Source organism: Micromonospora rosaria (genome assembly GCF_001567585.1).
GTDB lineage: Bacteria > Actinomycetota > Actinomycetes > Mycobacteriales > Micromonosporaceae > Micromonospora > Micromonospora rosaria.
The window spans coordinates 108822-125624 of sequence record NZ_LRQV01000002.1; the positions used below are offsets into that span (position 1 = coordinate 108822).

The following is a 16803-nucleotide window of genomic DNA, read 5'->3' on the forward strand; positions in this document are numbered from 1 at the left end:
GGCCGGGGTGCGGTGCCGCCGGTCGGACACCGACCGGCGGCACCTGCTGTCAGCGGACCACGAAGTTGGCCATCATCGCCATGTCCTCGTGTTCGAGGTTGTGGCAGTGCATGACGTACTTCCCCTTGTAGGGGCCGAACCGGGCGAGCACCCGGACGTTCTCGCCGCCGCGCAGGTCCACGGTGTCCTTCCAGCCACCGTCGGTGGGCAGCAGCGCCGGACCCCCCGTCCCGGACCGACCGAGGATCTTGAAGTGCACCAGGTGTACGTGGACCGGGTGGTGCGCGTCGGTGTTGAACTCCCAGATCTCGCTGGTGCCGAGCTTCGGCTCCGCCACCGAGAAGTCCGGTGAGAAGAGCTTGCCGTTGATCACCCAGGTCTCGTGGCCGTTCTGCTTGCCGCCCCGACCGAAGGCGATCTTGCGGGTGGCCACCGCGTCGGCGGGGTCGAGCGCGTCGAACTCCGACATGTCCGACAGCCGGTCGGGGATCCGTGACTCGTCGCGTACCGTCTCGGTGACGGCGAACCGCATCACCTTGCCGAGTTTGCCGTCGTCGATCCGGTTGACCAGGTCGACGGTGGTGCCGGGCTTGAACTTCCCGAAGTCGACGACGACGTCGTACCGCTCCGACTGGGCGATGGGCAGCGTGTCCAGCGAGCGGGGCGCGCCGAGCAGGCCGCCGTCGCTGCCGATCTGCACGAAGGACGGCCCGTCGGGCGCCGGGTCCAGCGCCAACTCGTAGCGCCGGGCGTTGGAGGCGTTGAGCAACCGCAGCCGGTACCGCGCCGCCGCCACCTCCATGACCGGCCAGGGCCGGCCGTTGACGAGGATGACGTCACCCAGCACGCCCTCGTGGTAGTCGTTGTCGACGCCGTGGTCGCCCATCAACGAGTCGTCCACCGACGGGTACATCAGGGAGCCGTCCCGGTCGAACGACCGGTCGCAGATCATCAGCGGCACGTCCCGGTCACCGGACGGGAGCGGCAGGCTCTCCTCCTCGTCGTCGTGGACGAGATGGAAGCCGGCCAGGCCCCGCCACACCTGCGGGCCGGTGAAGTCCATCCGGTGGTCGTGGTACCAGAGCGTGGAGGCACGCTGCTCCAACGGGTAGTCGTACTCCCTCGACCCGGTGCTGGTGTCGCCGTGCCCCGCGTGGGGCCCGCCGCCGGCGCTGCCCCCCTCGGGGATGACGAGGTCGAGGGGGTAGCCGTCGTCGGCCGGCGGGGTGCGGCCACCGTGCAGGTGCACGACGAGCGGCACGGGCAGCCGGTTCGTGTGTCGGATCACGGTGCGCCGGCCGCTGCGCGAGACGATCGTCGGGCCGGGAAACGAGCCGTTGTAGCCCCAGATCGGGGTACGCAGGTTGGGCAGGATCCCCACCGACGCGGCGCGGGCGGTGATCTCGTAGTAGTCGGCCGAATCGGTGCGGCGCACCGGCTTGAGCACCGGCGGCAGCGTCAGCGCGACGCGGAACGGGTCGGGCACGTCCGCCTTGCTCTTGAGCACGCTGCCGGTGACGTCGGACGAGCAGCCGGCGGAGACAGCGGCCAGCGGGATCCCGAGCGCCGACAGGCCAGTCAGTTGCAGCAGACGACGACGGTTGATTCGCATTCCTCTGATGCTAGGAACGAAAGGGGAATTTGCCGTCCGCCGGCCGGTGTACACCCTACGAAGCAGGAACGGCACGGGCGTTTGCGGCGCGTGGCGTACGCCCCCGGTGAGGATTGCTGGTAGTCACCTCCGGAAGGAGGCCTCGATCGGCTGCGAATCCGATCAGAACGCTGTATCTCGTGGGCACGCAGGAACGGCAGCTCCGCACGGTGGAGCTGGCCGCCTCGCGGCTGAAGCCGTCCGGCGTCACCATCATCGAGACCTGCAGTCCGCTCGTTCCACCGGGAACCGGTGGGACATGCGACGAAGGGACGCGGGTCGGAACGGTACGTGTCGGTCCACGGGATCGCAGGCCAGGACGCACCGCACGACGGCCGGTGACGGCACCAGGTCGGTCGTCATCCCTCATCCCGGAGACGACACAAGAACCGTCTTAACAATTGACGCAAAAGTGCAGACTCATTGACAGTCATCATGTTTTTCCGAAGAATTGACGACCATGGGTTCTCTTCGGGCACGTGGACGACGTATGGCTGGACTTGTCGTGGCGGTGATCGCGACGACCGTCATGACGACCGGAGTCGCGGCACCGGCGACGGCCATGGCAGGGGCGCGAGGCGTCAGCCAGCCGCACGCCGTCACCGACAGCGGTTCGGGCACCGGATCACCGGACCGCCTGCTCCTCGCCGACACCGCGCCGCTCACCCGGTACTGGTGGCCGAGGAACGACCACATGACCTCGGTCTTCCACCCCGGCGGCGGCTACCAGGCCGAGTTCGTCCTCGGGCAGATCCACACCAGCTGGGCGGCCGGCACCCACCCGCTCTTTCAGTGCACGAAGGGATCCGACCGGTTCACCTCCCCCCAGTTCGACTGCGAGGGACGGTATTCCCTCGGGCTGATCGGCTACGCGTACACCGCTCCGCCGGCAGCCCCCCACCGGGCGTTCTACCGGTGCCTCGTCCGCAGCAACGGGGAGCACTTCGACTCCAACGACCCGAACTGCGAGGGCCAGCGGCCCGAGGGTGTGCTCGGCTACCTGCTCCTCTGACGGGCGCGGCGGCGGCCGGGATCCCGGAGCCGCACCGCCACCGGCGTCACCGGCGCACCGCCTCGACCAGGGTGGTGCGCCGGGCCGGCGACCGGCCGCCTCTGCGACCGGCGACCCGGGTCAGCGCGCCGGGGACCGGTGCAGGCACAGGACGCTGCCGGAGGCGGCGTCGACCACGACCGTCACCCGGGCGGCTCCCGGCGTGGCGGACACCCTGCCGACCACCCGGGCGGGGGGCGGCTCGCAGGTCACGGCGGGACCGACCGGCGGTGGCCGTCGCGGTTCTCCCCCGAGCAGGCCCAGCCCCGCGACGGTCACGAGCACCAGGGCGGCACGCCGGTGACGGTGCCCCCGTGGCGGCGGTGCCGTGGCGGCCGGTGGGGTGTCCAGGTCGATGACCGGGGTCTCCTGCGGGGCCATGTCAGGAACCGTACGCGGCGCGGCCGGTGCCGCGCGCCGGGTCACGGCTTCCCACCGTCACCCGGCGGTGCCGGCGTCACCACCGGTGACGTCGCCCCGGTCACGCCGCACCGATCGCCAGCGGACCCCGGGCGCCCGCACCGTCACGACCCCGGTCCGCCACCGGGTCACCGTCGCCGACCACGATCGGGCGGCGGCAGACGTACACCAGGGCGGGCGGCAGGTTGCTCCAGACGGTCCGGCTGATCACGACCTCCTCGAACCGGGAACGCAACGACCGCAGCAGCCGCCGGGCCGGCGGGGCGTACCGCGCGTGGACGTAGGCGAACGTCGTGAGGACGCCGCCGGGCTGCAGGACCGCGACCGCCTCCGACAGGATCTCGTGCTGGAGCTGGTGGTCGAACGCCGCCCAGGGCAGACCGCTGACGATGACGTCGACCGGGCCGACGCCGCGGTGCGCCAGCACGTCCCGCAGGACGGTGGCGTCCGCGTTCACCACCTCGACGGACGGATGGCGGGCCGCCAGCCGTTGCGCGAACCGCGCGTTGACCTCGACGGCGATGTGCCGGCCGCCGCCCGCCAGGCGTCGCTGGATGAGTTCGGTGAACGCGCCGGTGCCGGGCCCGAGCTCGACAACGGTGGGAGCGCCCGTCCGCGGCACCGCGGCCGTGGCCACCTCGGCCAACGCGGGCGAACTCGGCGCGACCGCGCCGACGGTCAGGGGGTTGCGCACGAACTCGAGGAAGAACGACACGGCTCAGCGCACCCCCGCGCCATGCGCTGCGTCGTCCGGCTGCCGGTGTGCCATCTGCGACTCCCCATCACTCACCGTCGGTGCCACCGTCGTGTCGGGCGGCGGTCCCAGGCTGCCCCAGGATCGGCGGAACATCCACGGTCTGTCGATCACAGGTTGAGCGGACCCGGTCGCGGGAAGGGGGGATCACCGATCCCTGGTTGTCCCTCACCGGCAGCGGTAGAACGGGGTCAGGGCCACCACGCGGCACAGGAGGCAGACATGATCGATCGGGCCGGGCTCGCCGAGTTCCTGCGCCGCCGCCGGGAGTCGCTGCAGCCCGAGGACGTCGGCCTACCGCGCGGGCAGCGCCGCCGGACCACCGGTCTGCGTCGCGAGGAAGTCGCCCTGCTGTGCCACATCTCCACGGACTACTACAGCCGGTTGGAGCGCGAGCGCGGACCGCACCCGTCCGAGCAGATGATCGCCTCGATCGCGCAGGGTCTGCACCTGTCGCTGGACGAGCGCGACCACCTGTTCCGGCTCGCCGGCCACAATCCGCCCACCAGGGGGGCGATCAGTGAGCACATCAGTCCGGGCCTGCTGCGCATCCTCGACCGGCTCGCCGACACACCGGCCGAGGTCGTCACCGAGCTGGGTGAGACGCTGCGGCAGACCCCGCTCGGCGTCGCGCTGACCGGTGACCTCACCCGCTACACCGGGCCGGCCCGCAGCATCGGCTACCGCTGGTTCACCGACCCGGCCTGCCGGGCGCTGTACCACCCCGACGACCACGCGCTGCACTCCCGCGTCTTCGCGTCCGGGCTGCGTACGGTGGTCACCCTCCGGGGACCCGGTTCGTGGGCCGCCCACCTCCAGAACCTGCTGCTCGACCGCAGCGAGGAGTTCCGCGCCGTGTGGCAGGAACACGAGATCGGCGTCCGGCACGACACCGTCAAACGCTTCGTCCACCCCGAGATCGGCGAGCTCGAACTCACCTGCCAGGCCCTGCTCGACCCCGTGCAGTCGCACCGCCTGCTCGTCTACACCGCCGTCCCCGGCACGGAGAGCCACGAGAAACTCCAGCTTCTCTCGGTCATCGGAGCGCCCGACCTGATGGCGGCTGCGCCACCCGGCCACCACGATTGCTGACCCACCGGCGCGGAGGCCCGTGCGGGACGGCGCGGAGCCCCGCTAGCAGCAGCCCGTCTCCGCGTCCGGGCAGGCCTGCGGGTCGACGGTGAGCACCAGCCCCAGCAGGTCGCCCAAGGCGTGCGCCAACCGCCGGTCGGCCAACTCGTAGCGGCTGCGCCGGCCCTCGGGGACCGCGACCACCAGCCCGCATCCCCGCAGACAGGCCAGGTGGTTGGACAGGTTCTGCCGGGTGACGCCCAGCAGTTCCGCCAGGTCGGCCGGATAACCCGGGCCTTCCCGCAGGGCCAACAGCAACCGCGCCCGGGTCGGGTCGGACAGTGCGTGCCCGAACCGTGCCATCACCTGCCCGTGTGTCAGAGCCTCCATGATCGCAATATACACCGCCTTGTGTATTCAGCGAACGCTGAACTAATGTGAGCCCGCACCCAGCGGGTGCACCCGCGCGTCGGCGACGGACCCGACGGCGACGGACGAGACGACAGGAGCCCGGTGATGGGCGACGCATGCTGCGGTGCCGAGCCGCGCCCGACCGGCACCGCGCCGGAGCCGCAGGAGCCGCCACGACTGTGGCAGATTCGTGAGCTGCGACTGTCCGCGCTGGCCGGGGTCCTGCTGGCGGTGGCGCTGATCGCCGGCTGGGCGGGTGCGCCTCCGCCGGTCGCGTCGGGGTTCGAGATCGCCGCCCTGGTGCTGGGCGCCGCCACCTTCGTGCCCGGCACGGTACGGCGCCTGCTGACCGGCCGGATCGGGGTCGGCACCCTGATGACGATCGCGGCGGTCGGCGCCGTGGCGCTGGGGCAGTTCTTCGAGGCGGCGATGCTCGCCTTCCTGTACTCGGTCAGCGAGGGGCTGGAGGAGTACTCGCTGGCCCGTACCCGGCGCGGGCTGCGGGCACTGCTCTCACTGGTGCCGGCGCAGGCCACCGTGCTGCGGCACGGCCGGGAACAGGTGGTGGCCCCGGCCGAGTTGCGCACCGGTGACGTGCTGGTGGTGCGGGCCGGTGAACGGCTGGCCACCGACGGCGTGGTGCGATCCGGTCACACCGCGCTGGACGTCTCCGCGATCACCGGTGAGTCGGTACCGGTCGAGGTCGGCGTCGGCACCGACGTCTACGCGGGCTCGATCAACGGCAGCGGGGTCATCGAGGTGACGGTCACCGCCGCCGCGCAGGACAACTCGCTGGCCCGCATCGTCCGGATCGTGATGGCCGAGCAGGAACGCAAGGGCGCCAGCCAGCGGCTCGCCGACCGCATCGCCAAGCCCCTGGTGCCGGGGATCATGGTGCTGGCCGCCCTGATCGCCGCGCTCGGCAGCCTGCTCGGCGACCCGGCGCTGTGGCTCGAACGAGCGCTCGTCGTCCTGGTCGCGGCCTCCCCCTGCGCGTTGGCGATCTCGGTGCCGGTGACGGTGTTCGCGGCGGTCGGCGCGGCCAGCCGGTTCGGTGTGCTGGTCAAGGGCGGCGCCGCGCTGGAGACCCTCGGTACCGTCCGGACGGTCGCACTCGACAAGACCGGGACGCTGACCCGTAACCGGCCCACGGTCGTCGAGGTCGTGGCCGCGACGGGCAGTACCCGTGACCAGGTGCTGGACGTGGCGGCGGCACTGGAGGCGCGCAGCGAGCACCCGCTGGCCCGCGCGATCCTGGCGGCGGTGGACGAACCCCGACCCGCCACCGCCGTCCAGACCGTCCCCGGGGCCGGCCTGACCGGGCGGCTCGACGGCGTGCCGGTCCGCCTGGGCCGGCCCGGCTGGATCGGGGCCGGGCACCTGGCCGGCGAGGTGGCCCGGATGCAGGCGGCGGGAGCGACGGCCGCGCTGGTCGAGGTCGACGGGCGGGCGATCGGCGCGGTCGCGGTCCGTGACGAGCTGCGCCCGGAGGCCGCCGAGGTGGTCGCCCGGCTCCGGCGCGGCGGATGCCGGGTGGCGATGCTCACCGGCGACAACCTCACCACCGCCACCGCCCTCGCCCGGCAGGCCGACATCGACGAGGTGCACGCCGACCTGCGGCCGGAGGACAAGTCCCGCATCGTCACGGACCTGCGAGCACGCCAGGTGACCGCCATGGTCGGCGACGGGGTCAACGACGCGCCCGCGCTGGCCACCGCGGACCTCGGGATCGCCATGGGCGCGCTGGGCACGGACGTGGCGATCGAGACCGCGGACGTCGCCCTCATGGGGGAGGACCTGCGGCACCTGCCGCAGGCGCTCGACCACGCCCGCCGGTCCCGCCGGATCATGCTGCAGAACATCGGCATGTCCCTCGGCCTCATCGCCGTGCTCATCCCGCTGTCCCTGCTCGGCCTTCTCGGTCTCGCGGCGGTCGTCGCCGTTCACGAGCTCGCGGAAGTGCTCGTGATCGCCAACGGCGTCCGCGCCGGACGGGCCCGGGCGCTGCGACCGCTGTCGTCCACCGTCACCCCCGCGACCGTGGACGCCGCCCCCACGCCCGCTACTACCTGACGTAGTAGATCTGTGGCAGAGTGGGAACGGCGCACCCGGAAGCGTGCGACGCGCTCCCGGCGGGCCGGACAAGACTGGACCAAACGATGGATACCGGGATCGAGCGCCCACCAGATCAGTACAGCAAACCCTGTATCGTGGTCGGACCCGCCCGGACCACCGGGCCTTGCGACCATGGCGCGACGACCGGCGAAGGACGAGGACATGACCAGGAACACGCGACTGACCCTCGCGGCCCTCGCGGCACTGGTGCTGGTGGTGGCCGGCGTGCTCACCATCGACCGGCGCGACCGGCCCACCACCGTCAGCGCCAGCGCCGACGGCACGATCGACCCGGCCACGCTCGTCCGCGACGACAGTCACGTGCTCGCCACCGCCGCCGACGGCAAGGTGACCCTGGTCGAGTTCCTGGACTTCGAATGCGAGGCCTGTGGCGCCGCCTACCCGGCCGTCAAGCAGATCCTCGCCGACTACGAGGGGCGCATCACCGTCGTGGTGCGCTACTTCCCCCTGCCCGGCCACCCCAACTCCGGCCTCGCCGCCCGGACCGCGCAGGCCGCCGCCAACCAGGGGCGCTTCGCCGAGATGTACGCGCTGCTGTTCGAGAACCAGACCGCGTGGGGGCACCGGGAGCAACCGCAGACCGAGATGTTCCTCGGGTACGCCCGCTCCCTCGGCCTGGACGTCGACCGCTTCCAGCGTGACCTCGACGACCCCGCCACCGCCGCCCGGGTCGCCAAGGACAAGGCCGACGGCGAGGCCGCCGGAGTGAGCGGCACGCCGACGTTCTTCCTCAACGGCCGCCCGTTGACCGACCTGCGCGGCCAGGACGACCTCACCGCCGCGATCGACGCCGCCCTCGCCGAGTGAGCGCCGCCACCGCCGCCCCCACCGGGGCCAGCCCCGACGAGATCCGGTTCGTCAGCCGGGTCACCGCGTGGATCCTCACCGTCGGCGGCGCGGTCGGCCTGCTGGCCGCCGCCACCCTCACCGTCGAGAAGATCAACCTGCTCGCCGATCCGAGCTACGTCCCCACCTGCAGCCTCAACCCGATCCTGTCCTGCGGCTCGGTGATGACCACCCCACAGGCCGAGGTCTTCGGCTTCCCCAACCCGCTCATCGGCATCGCCGGGTTCGCCGTCGTCACCACCGTCGGCGTCCTCGCGCTCGCCGGCGTACCCCTGCCGCGCTGGTTCTGGCTCGGCCTGCAGGCCGGCGTCACCTTCGGCGTCGTGTTCGTGCACTGGCTGATCTACCAGAGCGTCTACGTCATCGGCGCGCTGTGCCCGTACTGCATGGTGGTCTGGGCCGTCACCATCCCGATCTTCCTCTACACCACCCTGCGTACCCTCACCACCGTGCTCACCCGGCCCGCGCGGATGCGCGCCGCGGCGGCCGGCGCGGCCCGGTACCACAGCCTCATCCTCGTCGTCTGGTTCGGCGTCATCGTCGTCGCGATCCTGTTCCGGTTCTGGGACTACTGGCGCACCCTGCTGTAGCGCGAGGATCCCGCCGGACGACGGCCCGCCCCGACGCGCCGACCGTCCACCACCCCTGCGAGGAGCACACCCGGTGTCGCAACCGTCCGGCCTGGTCGCCACGATGGAACGCCGCCAGGTCCCCCTCTACCTGGCGGCGCTGGCGGTCGGGGCGCTGACGGGCTGGGCGGCTCCCGCAGCGGGACCGCTGCTGGAGCACGCCATCAATCCGGTCCTGGCCGCCCTGCTGTACGTGACCTTCCTCCAGGTGCCCGCCGCCGAGCTGGTCCGCTCGCTGCGGTCGGGCCGGTTCCTGGCCGCCGCGATGGTGGTCAACTTCGTCGTCGTGCCGGTGGTGGTCGCGGCGATGTTCGGCCTCCTCCCCGACGACCGGGCCATCCGACTGGGCGTGCTGCTGGTGCTGCTCACCCCGTGCGTGGACTACGTCATCGCCTTCAGCGGACTGGCCGGCGGCAGCAGTCAGCGGCTCCTCGCCGCGACACCCGTGCTGCTGCTCGCGCAGCTGCTCCTGCTGCCCGGCCTGCTGGTGCTGTTCATGGGGCCGGAGCTGGCCGACGTGGTCGAGACCGGCCCGTTCGTCGAGGCGTTCGTGGTGCTGATCGTCATCCCGTTGACGCTGGCTTGGCTCACCCAGGCCTGGGCGGTCCGCCGTCCGGCCGGGCGGCGGACCGCCGACGCGGCCGGCACCCTGATGGTGCCGCTGATGGTGGCGACCCTGCTGACCGTGGTGGCCTCCCAGGTCCCCACGCTGGGCGACGGCCTCGCCGACGTGGCCCGGGTCGTCCCGTTCTACGTCGTCTTCCTGGTCGTGATGGCCGTCGCCGGGCTCGGCGTCGCCCGCCTGTTCCGGCTCCCGACCGCCGAGGGCCGGGCGATCGTGTTCACCGGCGCGACCCGCAACTCCCTGGTCGTCCTGCCCCTGGCCCTCGCGCTGCCCGAAGCCCTGGCGATCGCCGCGGTGGTGATCGTCACCCAGACCCTCGTCGAGGTCGTCGGGATGGTGGTCTACGTCCGAGCGGTACCCCGGCTGCTGCCCGCCCGCTGACCCCCGCCGCCCGCCGGCTCAGCTCGGTCCCGGCCGGCCCCGGTGGGCGGCCCGGGCCACGCCGGCCGGGGGCGACGGGCGCGGGCGGGTGGGCGCGGGACGGAGGCCCCACCACCCACCCGCCCGACCGGGACGGTTCCGGTGCGCCGGCTCAGGGGGTGAGCACCACCGTGGAGATGCTGCGCGCGCCGACGTTGACGCTGACCTGTCCACCGTTCACGCTGACCGGCTGGCTGGCCGCGTTGGCGTTGATCGAGGTCAGGTAGTGCTCGGCCCGGCTGATGTTCTGCGGCACCTGGATGACGGCGTTGGTGACCGCGCTGGTCGACCGGTTGAGGATCACCAGCGTGGTCTTCCCGCCACCGGTGTAGGCGGTCACCTCCAGGGGGTTGGCCTTGGAGCTCTTCGTCAGGGCGACCCGCTGGTACCCGGGCCGGACGTACTTGGCGTACTGCGAGAAGGCGTACCCGCGCTTGAGCGGGGCGCCGGCCGTGGTGCCGAAGGCCGACTCACCGTCACCGATGAAGGAGTAGTACCGCTTGCCGTACCACCAGACGTAGGCGGTCCAGTTGGCCTCCATCGACCGGTGCACGGTCCGCATGATGTCGTCGAGGGTCTCGTTCCAGACCGTCTGGTTGCCGGGGTTGCCCCAGATGTTGGAGCCGTTGCCGTCGGCCTCGTGCAGGTTCCACTCGGTCATCCACACCGGCTTGTTGTGCTGGTCCGCCAGCGGGTACGAGCGCAGCCGGCCGGAGGCCTCGGTGCCGTACAGGTGGCCGCCGATGTAGCCGATGTTGTTGCGGGCGGTGGCGTCGTTCAGGGTGGGGTCGGTGTAGGTGTAGTTCAGGTTCACCGCCTCGGCGACCATCAGCTTGGTGTTCTGCACCCTCGATCCGTGGTCCCGGACGAAGTTGCGCAGCTCGGTGCCGCTCCAGTCCATCGAGTCGTAGTCCGGGTGCCAGTCCGGCTCGTTCTGCACCGACGTGACGTCGACGGTCACGCCCTGGTTGCGCATGTACTGGACGTAGCTGTTGAGGTGGTTCGCGTAGTCGTCGTAGTAGTCGGTCCGCAGCTTGCCGCCGTTGACCCGGCTGTTGTTCGTCTTCCACGCCGCCGGGGCCGTCCACGGCGAGGCGAGGATCTTCACGCCCGGCGCGTACGACTTCGCCGTCCGCAGGGCGTTGACGTGGGTCGGCCACTCGCCGGAGACCGGTGAGATGCCGGTCCGCACGATCGACAGGCCCAACTGGTTGGCACCGAGCCCGACCAGGGTCTGGGTCTCCGCCGTCGACCAGGCGCCGCCCCAGATCGACTGCGCGGCACCGAACCCGTCGACCGTCTGGTACCGGGTGGCGCTGTTGACCGTGATGTCCGCCGGGCCGGTGGGGGGCGGCGTGGTCGGCCCGGTGGTGGGTGGCGTGGTCGGCGGCGTGGTCGGGGTCGTGCCGCCGGTGCAGGCCACCCCGTTCAGCGCGAAGCTGGTGGGCGCCGGGTTGCTGCCGGTCCACGAGCCGTTGAAGCCGAACGACGTCGTGCCGTTGGTGGCGATGGTGCCGTTGTAACTGACGTTCCGGGCGGTGACCGCGGCCCCGCTCTGGGTCACCGTCGCGTTCCAGGCCTCCGCGACGGTCTGCCCGGCGCCGTAGGACCAGGTCAGTGTCCAACTCGTGACCGGGTCACCGAGATTGGTGACGGCCACGTTGGCGCCGAACCCACCCTGCCACTGCGAGGACACGCTGTAGTTCACCGAACAACCGGCGGCTGCGGCACCGGCCGGCAGGGCCACGGCGACCGCGGCCGATGCCGCCAGGACGGTGCCGGCCGCCACCATGGCGGTCTTGGGCACGCTCTTTCTTGTCATCGAAACTCTCTTCTCCGATGGGGACGACCGCCACCGCATCCGGTGCGGCGCGGTCGGTCCCGTCGTCAGCGCTGGAGGGTGAGGAGACCGGGCCGGTAGGGCAGGAGGCCGTAGTCGCCGCCGGAGTTGGGGTCGCGGCCCTGGTAGAGCAGTTGCAGATTGCACGGGTCGACGGTCATCGTCTGGTCGGCGCTGCTGCGGATCAGCTCACCGTGGCTGATGTCGTTGGTCCAGCTCGCGTTGCTGTTGGCCCGGCCGGCGAACGGGTTGCTCTCCGTCGCCGCCTGCGGGGTCCACGTGCCGCCCAGGCTGGTGGCCGTGAACGAGCGGAAGAAGCGGCCCCGGGCGCCCATCGCCTCGACGAGCATGAGGTACCGGTTCTGGCCCTGGAGCTTGTAGACCTGGACCGCCTCGAAGAGGTTGGCGGTGGTGTCGGTCATGATGGTGGTGTAGTTCGAGCCGAAGTTGCCCGGGAAGTTGCCGATCGGCATGCTGGCCCGGTAGATCCGCCCGTTGTCCCCGGCGAAGAACAGGTACATGTTCTGGTCGTCACCGATCAGCGCCTGGTCGATCGGGCCGGTGCCGGAGTTGGAGATGCTCCCCGTGAAGAGCGTCTGCTGCGCCGACCACGAGTTGACGTTGGTGGGGTCGGTCGACGTCCGGTAGGAGAAGGCCGTGCCACCCCACTGGTAGGCCAGCACCCAGATGTTGCGCGGGGCGAAGTAGAACAGGGTGGGCGCGACGGTGGCGAAGGGCATGGTGTTCTGGCTGGCCGTCGCCATGTCGGACCAGTTGGTGAAGAGGCCGAAGTTCATCGAGCCCCACCTGGTGCCCGTGTCGTGGGTGGTGGCGTAGACCAGGTGCCGGCCGTTGTACGGCGCGTAGGTGAAGTCCTTCAGCGACACCCACCCCGCCTTCGGGCTGGCCAGCGGGCCGGTGGAGGCCCAGCGGTAGGTCGACGGCAGGGCGCAGGTGCCGACGGGTGGGGTGGTCGGCACGGTGGTCGGGGGCGTGGTCGGCGGGGTCGTGGGGACCGGACTGCCGGTGCAGGTCACGCCGTTGAGGGCGAAGCTCGTCGGGGCCGGGTTGCTGCCCGGCGAGGCTCCGTTGAAGCCGAACGACACCGTGCCGTTGGTGGCGACCGACCCGTTGTAGCTCACGTTCCGCGCGGTCACGGCGGCGCCGCTCTGGGTCAGCGTGGTGTTCCACGACTGTGTCACCGTCTGCCCCGCGCTGAACGACCACGTCAGCGTCCAGCCGGTCAGCGGGTCACCCAGGTTCGTGATCGTGACGTTGGCGCCGAACCCGCCCTGCCACTGCGACGACACCGCGTAGGTCACCGAACAGCCCGCGGCTGCCGCGCCGGCCGGCAGCGCCACGACGACCACCGCCGCCGACGCCAGCATCGCGACGCCGGCCGACACCAGCCCCGCATTGAAGAATCTGGATCTCTTCATCACCCAACCTCCCCGCGAGACGGCGACCTCACATTCACAGATCCCGCTCGCATAGTGAACGTTAACATCCGTGACGCGCACGGTACGGGAGCGCTCCCAGCTCGACAACCGTCGATCCAATATGTACCGATTTCAGTGTTTGCACCCCGAGGGCTCGGGCCGGTGCGGTCCGCCCGTCGGGGTGCCGCTCCGGTCAGCCGCCGATCGCGACCGCGAAGATGTGCATGGTCGGGACGCCGACCCCGGGTCGAGCGCTGACCGCGGGCAGGTCCACCCGGGTCACCGGCTTGTTCTGCAGGCGTACCGCGACGGAGTAGACGCAGGCGTTGACGGTCATTCGCTGGTTGCCGGGACGGTTCTGGTACGCGGTGACGACGGCGGCGGTGGCCCCGGCGTGCGGGCCGCCGTACCAGTCGGGGGCGGCGAGGGTGAAGGTCTGGCGGGTGCCGTCGGCGTAGACCACCGCGGCGGTACCGGAGACGGCCCCGTACGTGCCGGTCAGGAGGAAGCCCAGGGTGCCGCCGGTACCGGTCACGCTGATCGACTGTCCGGAGGCGATCACGTTGTCGTTGCCGCCCGGGGCGACGGCGGGCCACCGGAAGGTCACCCCGTCACGGCTCAGGGTGCCACCCGGGGTGACGCCGGCCTGGGCCAGGGCCTGGGCGGAGAGGGTGGCGCCGTTGCCGTCGAAGTTCCCGGCGGCGGTGTTGGTGTCGGTGGTGGTGCTGGCGTTGCCGAAGCTCTGTTCCAGGGTGGGCGCGGCGCCGCCCGAGCCGCTGGCCCGGTAGGTGCGGCCGGCCTGCACGGTGACCTCGACGAGGTCGGTCTCGATCCGGGTGGTCCGGGCCGGCGTGCCGTCGACGGTGTCGACCACGGTGTACGCGCCGGTGAAGAGCCGGCCGCGCAGCCGGACCGTGCCGGCCCGGTCCGGCCGGACGAGGACCTCGGTGGCCTGACCGTTGCTCCAGGTGACGCCGACGGTGTGCCCGCCCCGGGCCCGCAGCCCGCTCACCCGGCCGGTGGGCCAGGCCGAGGGCAGGGCCGGCAGGACGTGCAGCTCGCCGGCGTGGCTCTGGAGCAGCATCTCGGCGATGCCACCGGTCGCCCCGAAGTTGCCGTCGATCTGGAAGGGCGGGTGCAGGTCGAACATGTTCGGCGCGAGCCGGGCGGGGGTGGCGAGGTAGCGGATCAGGTCGTGGGCGCGGTTGCCCTCCTCCAACCGGGCCCAGAAGTTGATCTTCCAGGCGAGGGACCAGCCGGTGCCGTCGTCGCCCCGGAGTTCGAGGGTCCGCCGCGCCGCCTCGAAGAGCTGCGGGGTGCCCCGCCGGGTGATCTGGTTGCTGGGATGCAGGCCGTACAGGTGTGAGACGTGCCGGTGGGTCCGCTCGGTCTCGACCCAGTCGTACAGCCACTCCATCACGTTGCCCCGGGAGCCGATCCGGTTCGGGGCCAGCCGGTCCCGGGTCGCGCGGACCTGGGCGCGGAAGGTGGCGTCCACGTCGAGCACCTCGCTGGCGCGGGCGCAGCCGTCGAAGAGGTCCCGCAGGATCTGGTTGTCCATGGTCGGGCCGGCGCAGACGCTGGCGTCCGCGTGGTGACCCAGCTCCGGCGAGTTCGACGGGTTGGTGACCAGGTACCCGAGGGTCGGCTCGGTGACCAGGGTGTCGAGGAAGAACTGGGCCGCGCCCCTCATCGCCGGGTAGTTCGCCCGCAGGAACTCGGCGTCGCCGGTGAACAGGTAGTGCTCCCAGATCGTGGTCGCCAGCCAGGCCCCGCCGGTCTGCCACATGCCCCAGAACGCGCCGTCGACCACGGAGGTGGCCCGCCAGGCGTCGGTGTTGTGGTGGGTGACCCAGCCGCCGGCCCCGTACTGCACCTGGGCGGTCCGCGCGCCGCTGACCGCCAGGTCCCTGATCAGGTCGAAGACCGGGGTGTGGCACTCCGCCAGGTTGGTCGGGTGGGCCGGCCAGTAGTTCATCGGCAGGTTGGCGTTGATGGTGTACTTCGAGTCCCACGCCGGGGTCAGCGAGTCGTTCCAGATGCCCTGGAGGTTCGCCGGCTGGGTGCCCGGACGCGAGGACGAGATCAGCAGGTACCGGCCGAACTGGAACAGCAGCGCGGAGAACTGCGGGTCGGCGACGCTGTTGTGCTGGGCGATCCGGACGTCGGTCGGCTGGTCGGCGGCGGCGGTCCGGCCCAGGTCGAGGCTCACCCGGCCGAACAGCGCCTGGTAGTCGGCCACGTGCCGGCCGCGGAGCTGCTCGTAGCCGCTGGACCGGGCGGCGGTCAGGTGCCGCCGCGCGATGCCCTGGTGGTCCCCGCCCACATTGCGGTAGGTGACGTAGCTGGTGCCGATCGAGACCAGCACCGTCACGCTGGTGGCGTTGGTGACCCGCAGCGTACCGCCGGAGCTGGTCACGGTGCCGCCGCTGGCCGTGGCGTGCGCCAGGGCGAGGAAGCGGACCGCGCCGGTGACCCCCTCCTGGTTGCCGGAGACCCCGTCGAGGGCGATCGTGGCGCCGTCCGGGCTGGACACCGTGGTGCGCTGCGGGCTGTCGAAGGTGGCGGTGAAGGAGACTGCCCCGCTCCGGTCGGCGGTCAGCCGCATCGCGATCACCTGGTCCGGGGCGCTGGCGAAGACCTCCCGCTGGTACCGGACGCCGTTGGCGACGTACGTCACGGAGGTGGTGGCGGTGGTCAGGTCCAGGTGCCGCTCGTACTGCGCGACGGTGCCCGGGGCGGGGAAGGCCAGCCGGAGGTTGCCCACCGGCTGGTACGCGAGCTGCCCGACCGGGGTGCCCAGCATGTTCCGGTTGATCAGGTTCTGCGCCTGGGTCCACTGGTTGGCGAAGACCAGTCGCCGGATCTCGGCCAGCGCCCCCGCGCCCCGGGGGTTGCTGGCGTCGTGCGGTCCGCCGGCCCAGACGGTGTCCTCGTTGAGCTGGAGCCGTTCGGTGTCGGCGTTGCCGAACACCATCGCTCCGAGCCGTCCGTTACCGATCGGCAGCGCCCGCAGCCAGTCGGTGCCGGCCGCCTCGTCGTACCACAGGGCCAGGTCGCCGGCGGCCAGCACCTGCGGTGGTGTCGCCGCCTCCGCTCGGGCCACGGCGGTCCACGGCACCGGCAGCAGGGCGCCACCCGCCCCGGCCGCACCGATCTTGAGGGCCTGCCGTCGGGTCAGGTCTGACATCGCTCCTCCAACCGGTGGCCGATCCGGCCACTCAGACGCGTACGAAGACTTCGGGGGTGGGGAAGGTGGGGTGACGCGGACGCACCGGCCGCCGCCGCGCGGCCGACGAGACGCATGACCTTCCGCGTCGCGTAGGCGCGTGGACGGTGCGACGCAGTGCGGTGGTGGTGACGGTGGATCATGCGCGGACCCGGTGCCGGCGGGACGGCCGGCACCGGAGACGCCTCGGCTGCCCGGATCGGCGGCGGCGCCCGGCCGGGGTGCCTGGCGCGGGCACCCGAGGCGCCACCCGCCCCATTAATGTTACCGTTAACATAGAT

Annotated in this window: 13 protein-coding genes; 6 read left to right on the forward strand and 7 right to left on the reverse strand. The window is 71.8% G+C overall.

The window, feature by feature from the left end; translation table 11 throughout:
• Positions 1 to 49: 49 nt before the first annotated feature.
• The gene (locus AWW66_RS01280; protein ID WP_067359423.1) at positions 50 to 1612 is read right to left on the reverse strand and encodes a multicopper oxidase family protein; all 1563 of its coding nucleotides are present in this window, start codon (positions 1610 to 1612) and stop codon (positions 50 to 52) included.
• A gap of 601 nt (positions 1613 to 2213) precedes the next feature.
• On the opposite strand from AWW66_RS01280, the gene AWW66_RS01285 reads away from it, so the two are divergent.
• Positions 2214 to 2663: a hypothetical protein gene (locus tag AWW66_RS01285; protein WP_157527053.1), complete on the forward strand. Its 450-nt coding sequence runs from the start codon at positions 2214 to 2216 to the stop codon at positions 2661 to 2663.
• Between the two features lie 120 nt (positions 2664 to 2783).
• Here AWW66_RS01285 and AWW66_RS01290 read toward each other — a convergent pair whose 3' ends face one another.
• Together AWW66_RS01290 and AWW66_RS01295 are read right to left on the reverse strand one after the other, a co-directional pair.
• Positions 2784 to 3083, reverse strand: coding sequence for a hypothetical protein (locus AWW66_RS01290; RefSeq protein WP_067359425.1), 300 nt, complete (start codon positions 3081 to 3083; stop codon positions 2784 to 2786).
• 100 nt (positions 3084 to 3183) lie between these two features.
• Positions 3184 to 3837 (reverse strand): class I SAM-dependent methyltransferase, encoded by a 654-nt coding sequence (locus AWW66_RS01295; protein ID WP_067359426.1) that lies wholly within the window; start codon positions 3835 to 3837, stop codon positions 3184 to 3186.
• 261 nt (positions 3838 to 4098) lie between these two features.
• On the opposite strand from AWW66_RS01295, the gene AWW66_RS01300 reads away from it, so the two are divergent.
• A complete protein-coding gene (locus tag AWW66_RS01300) occupies positions 4099 to 4968 on the forward strand; it encodes a helix-turn-helix transcriptional regulator (protein ID WP_067359427.1) in 870 nt (289 codons plus the stop codon).
• 42 nt (positions 4969 to 5010) lie between these two features.
• Here AWW66_RS01300 and AWW66_RS01305 read toward each other — a convergent pair whose 3' ends face one another.
• Positions 5011 to 5337, reverse strand: a complete 327-nt coding sequence (locus AWW66_RS01305) for an ArsR/SmtB family transcription factor (RefSeq protein ID WP_067359428.1) — start codon at positions 5335 to 5337, stop codon at positions 5011 to 5013.
• A 126-nt stretch (positions 5338 to 5463) separates the two neighbouring features.
• Between AWW66_RS01305 and AWW66_RS01310 the strand changes: the two genes are divergently transcribed.
• The 4 genes from AWW66_RS01310 (at position 5464) to AWW66_RS01325 (ending at position 9975) form a co-directional block, all read left to right on the forward strand.
• Positions 5464 to 7431 carry a heavy metal translocating P-type ATPase gene (locus AWW66_RS01310; RefSeq protein ID WP_067359429.1) on the forward strand — a complete coding sequence of 656 codons (1968 nt, stop codon included), beginning with the start codon at positions 5464 to 5466 and terminating at the stop codon, positions 7429 to 7431.
• 204 nt (positions 7432 to 7635) lie between these two features.
• Complete coding sequence (locus tag AWW66_RS01315; protein ID WP_067359430.1) at positions 7636 to 8301, forward strand: DsbA family protein; 666 nt, start codon at positions 7636 to 7638, stop codon at positions 8299 to 8301.
• Positions 8298 to 8930 (forward strand): vitamin K epoxide reductase family protein, encoded by a 633-nt coding sequence (locus AWW66_RS01320; protein ID WP_067359431.1) that lies wholly within the window; start codon positions 8298 to 8300, stop codon positions 8928 to 8930. Before AWW66_RS01315 ends, AWW66_RS01320 begins: the two co-directional genes overlap by 4 nt.
• A 73-nt stretch (positions 8931 to 9003) precedes the next feature.
• Entirely contained in the window at positions 9004 to 9975 is a 972-nt protein-coding gene (locus AWW66_RS01325; protein WP_083978127.1) for an arsenic resistance protein, read from the forward strand.
• Between the two features lie 151 nt (positions 9976 to 10126).
• Here AWW66_RS01325 and AWW66_RS01330 read toward each other — a convergent pair whose 3' ends face one another.
• The 3 genes from AWW66_RS01330 to AWW66_RS01340 form a co-directional block, all read right to left on the reverse strand.
• A complete protein-coding gene (locus tag AWW66_RS01330; RefSeq protein WP_067359432.1) occupies positions 10127 to 11836 on the reverse strand; it encodes a cellulose binding domain-containing protein in 1710 nt (569 codons plus the stop codon).
• Between the two features lie 65 nt (positions 11837 to 11901).
• Entirely contained in the window at positions 11902 to 13293 is a 1392-nt protein-coding gene (locus tag AWW66_RS01335; protein WP_067359433.1) for a glycoside hydrolase family 62 protein, read from the reverse strand.
• A 193-nt stretch (positions 13294 to 13486) separates the two neighbouring features.
• Positions 13487 to 16483 (reverse strand): glycoside hydrolase family 95 protein, encoded by a 2997-nt coding sequence (locus AWW66_RS01340; protein ID WP_067359434.1) that lies wholly within the window; start codon positions 16481 to 16483, stop codon positions 13487 to 13489.
• Positions 16484 to 16803: the final 320 nt, after the last annotated feature.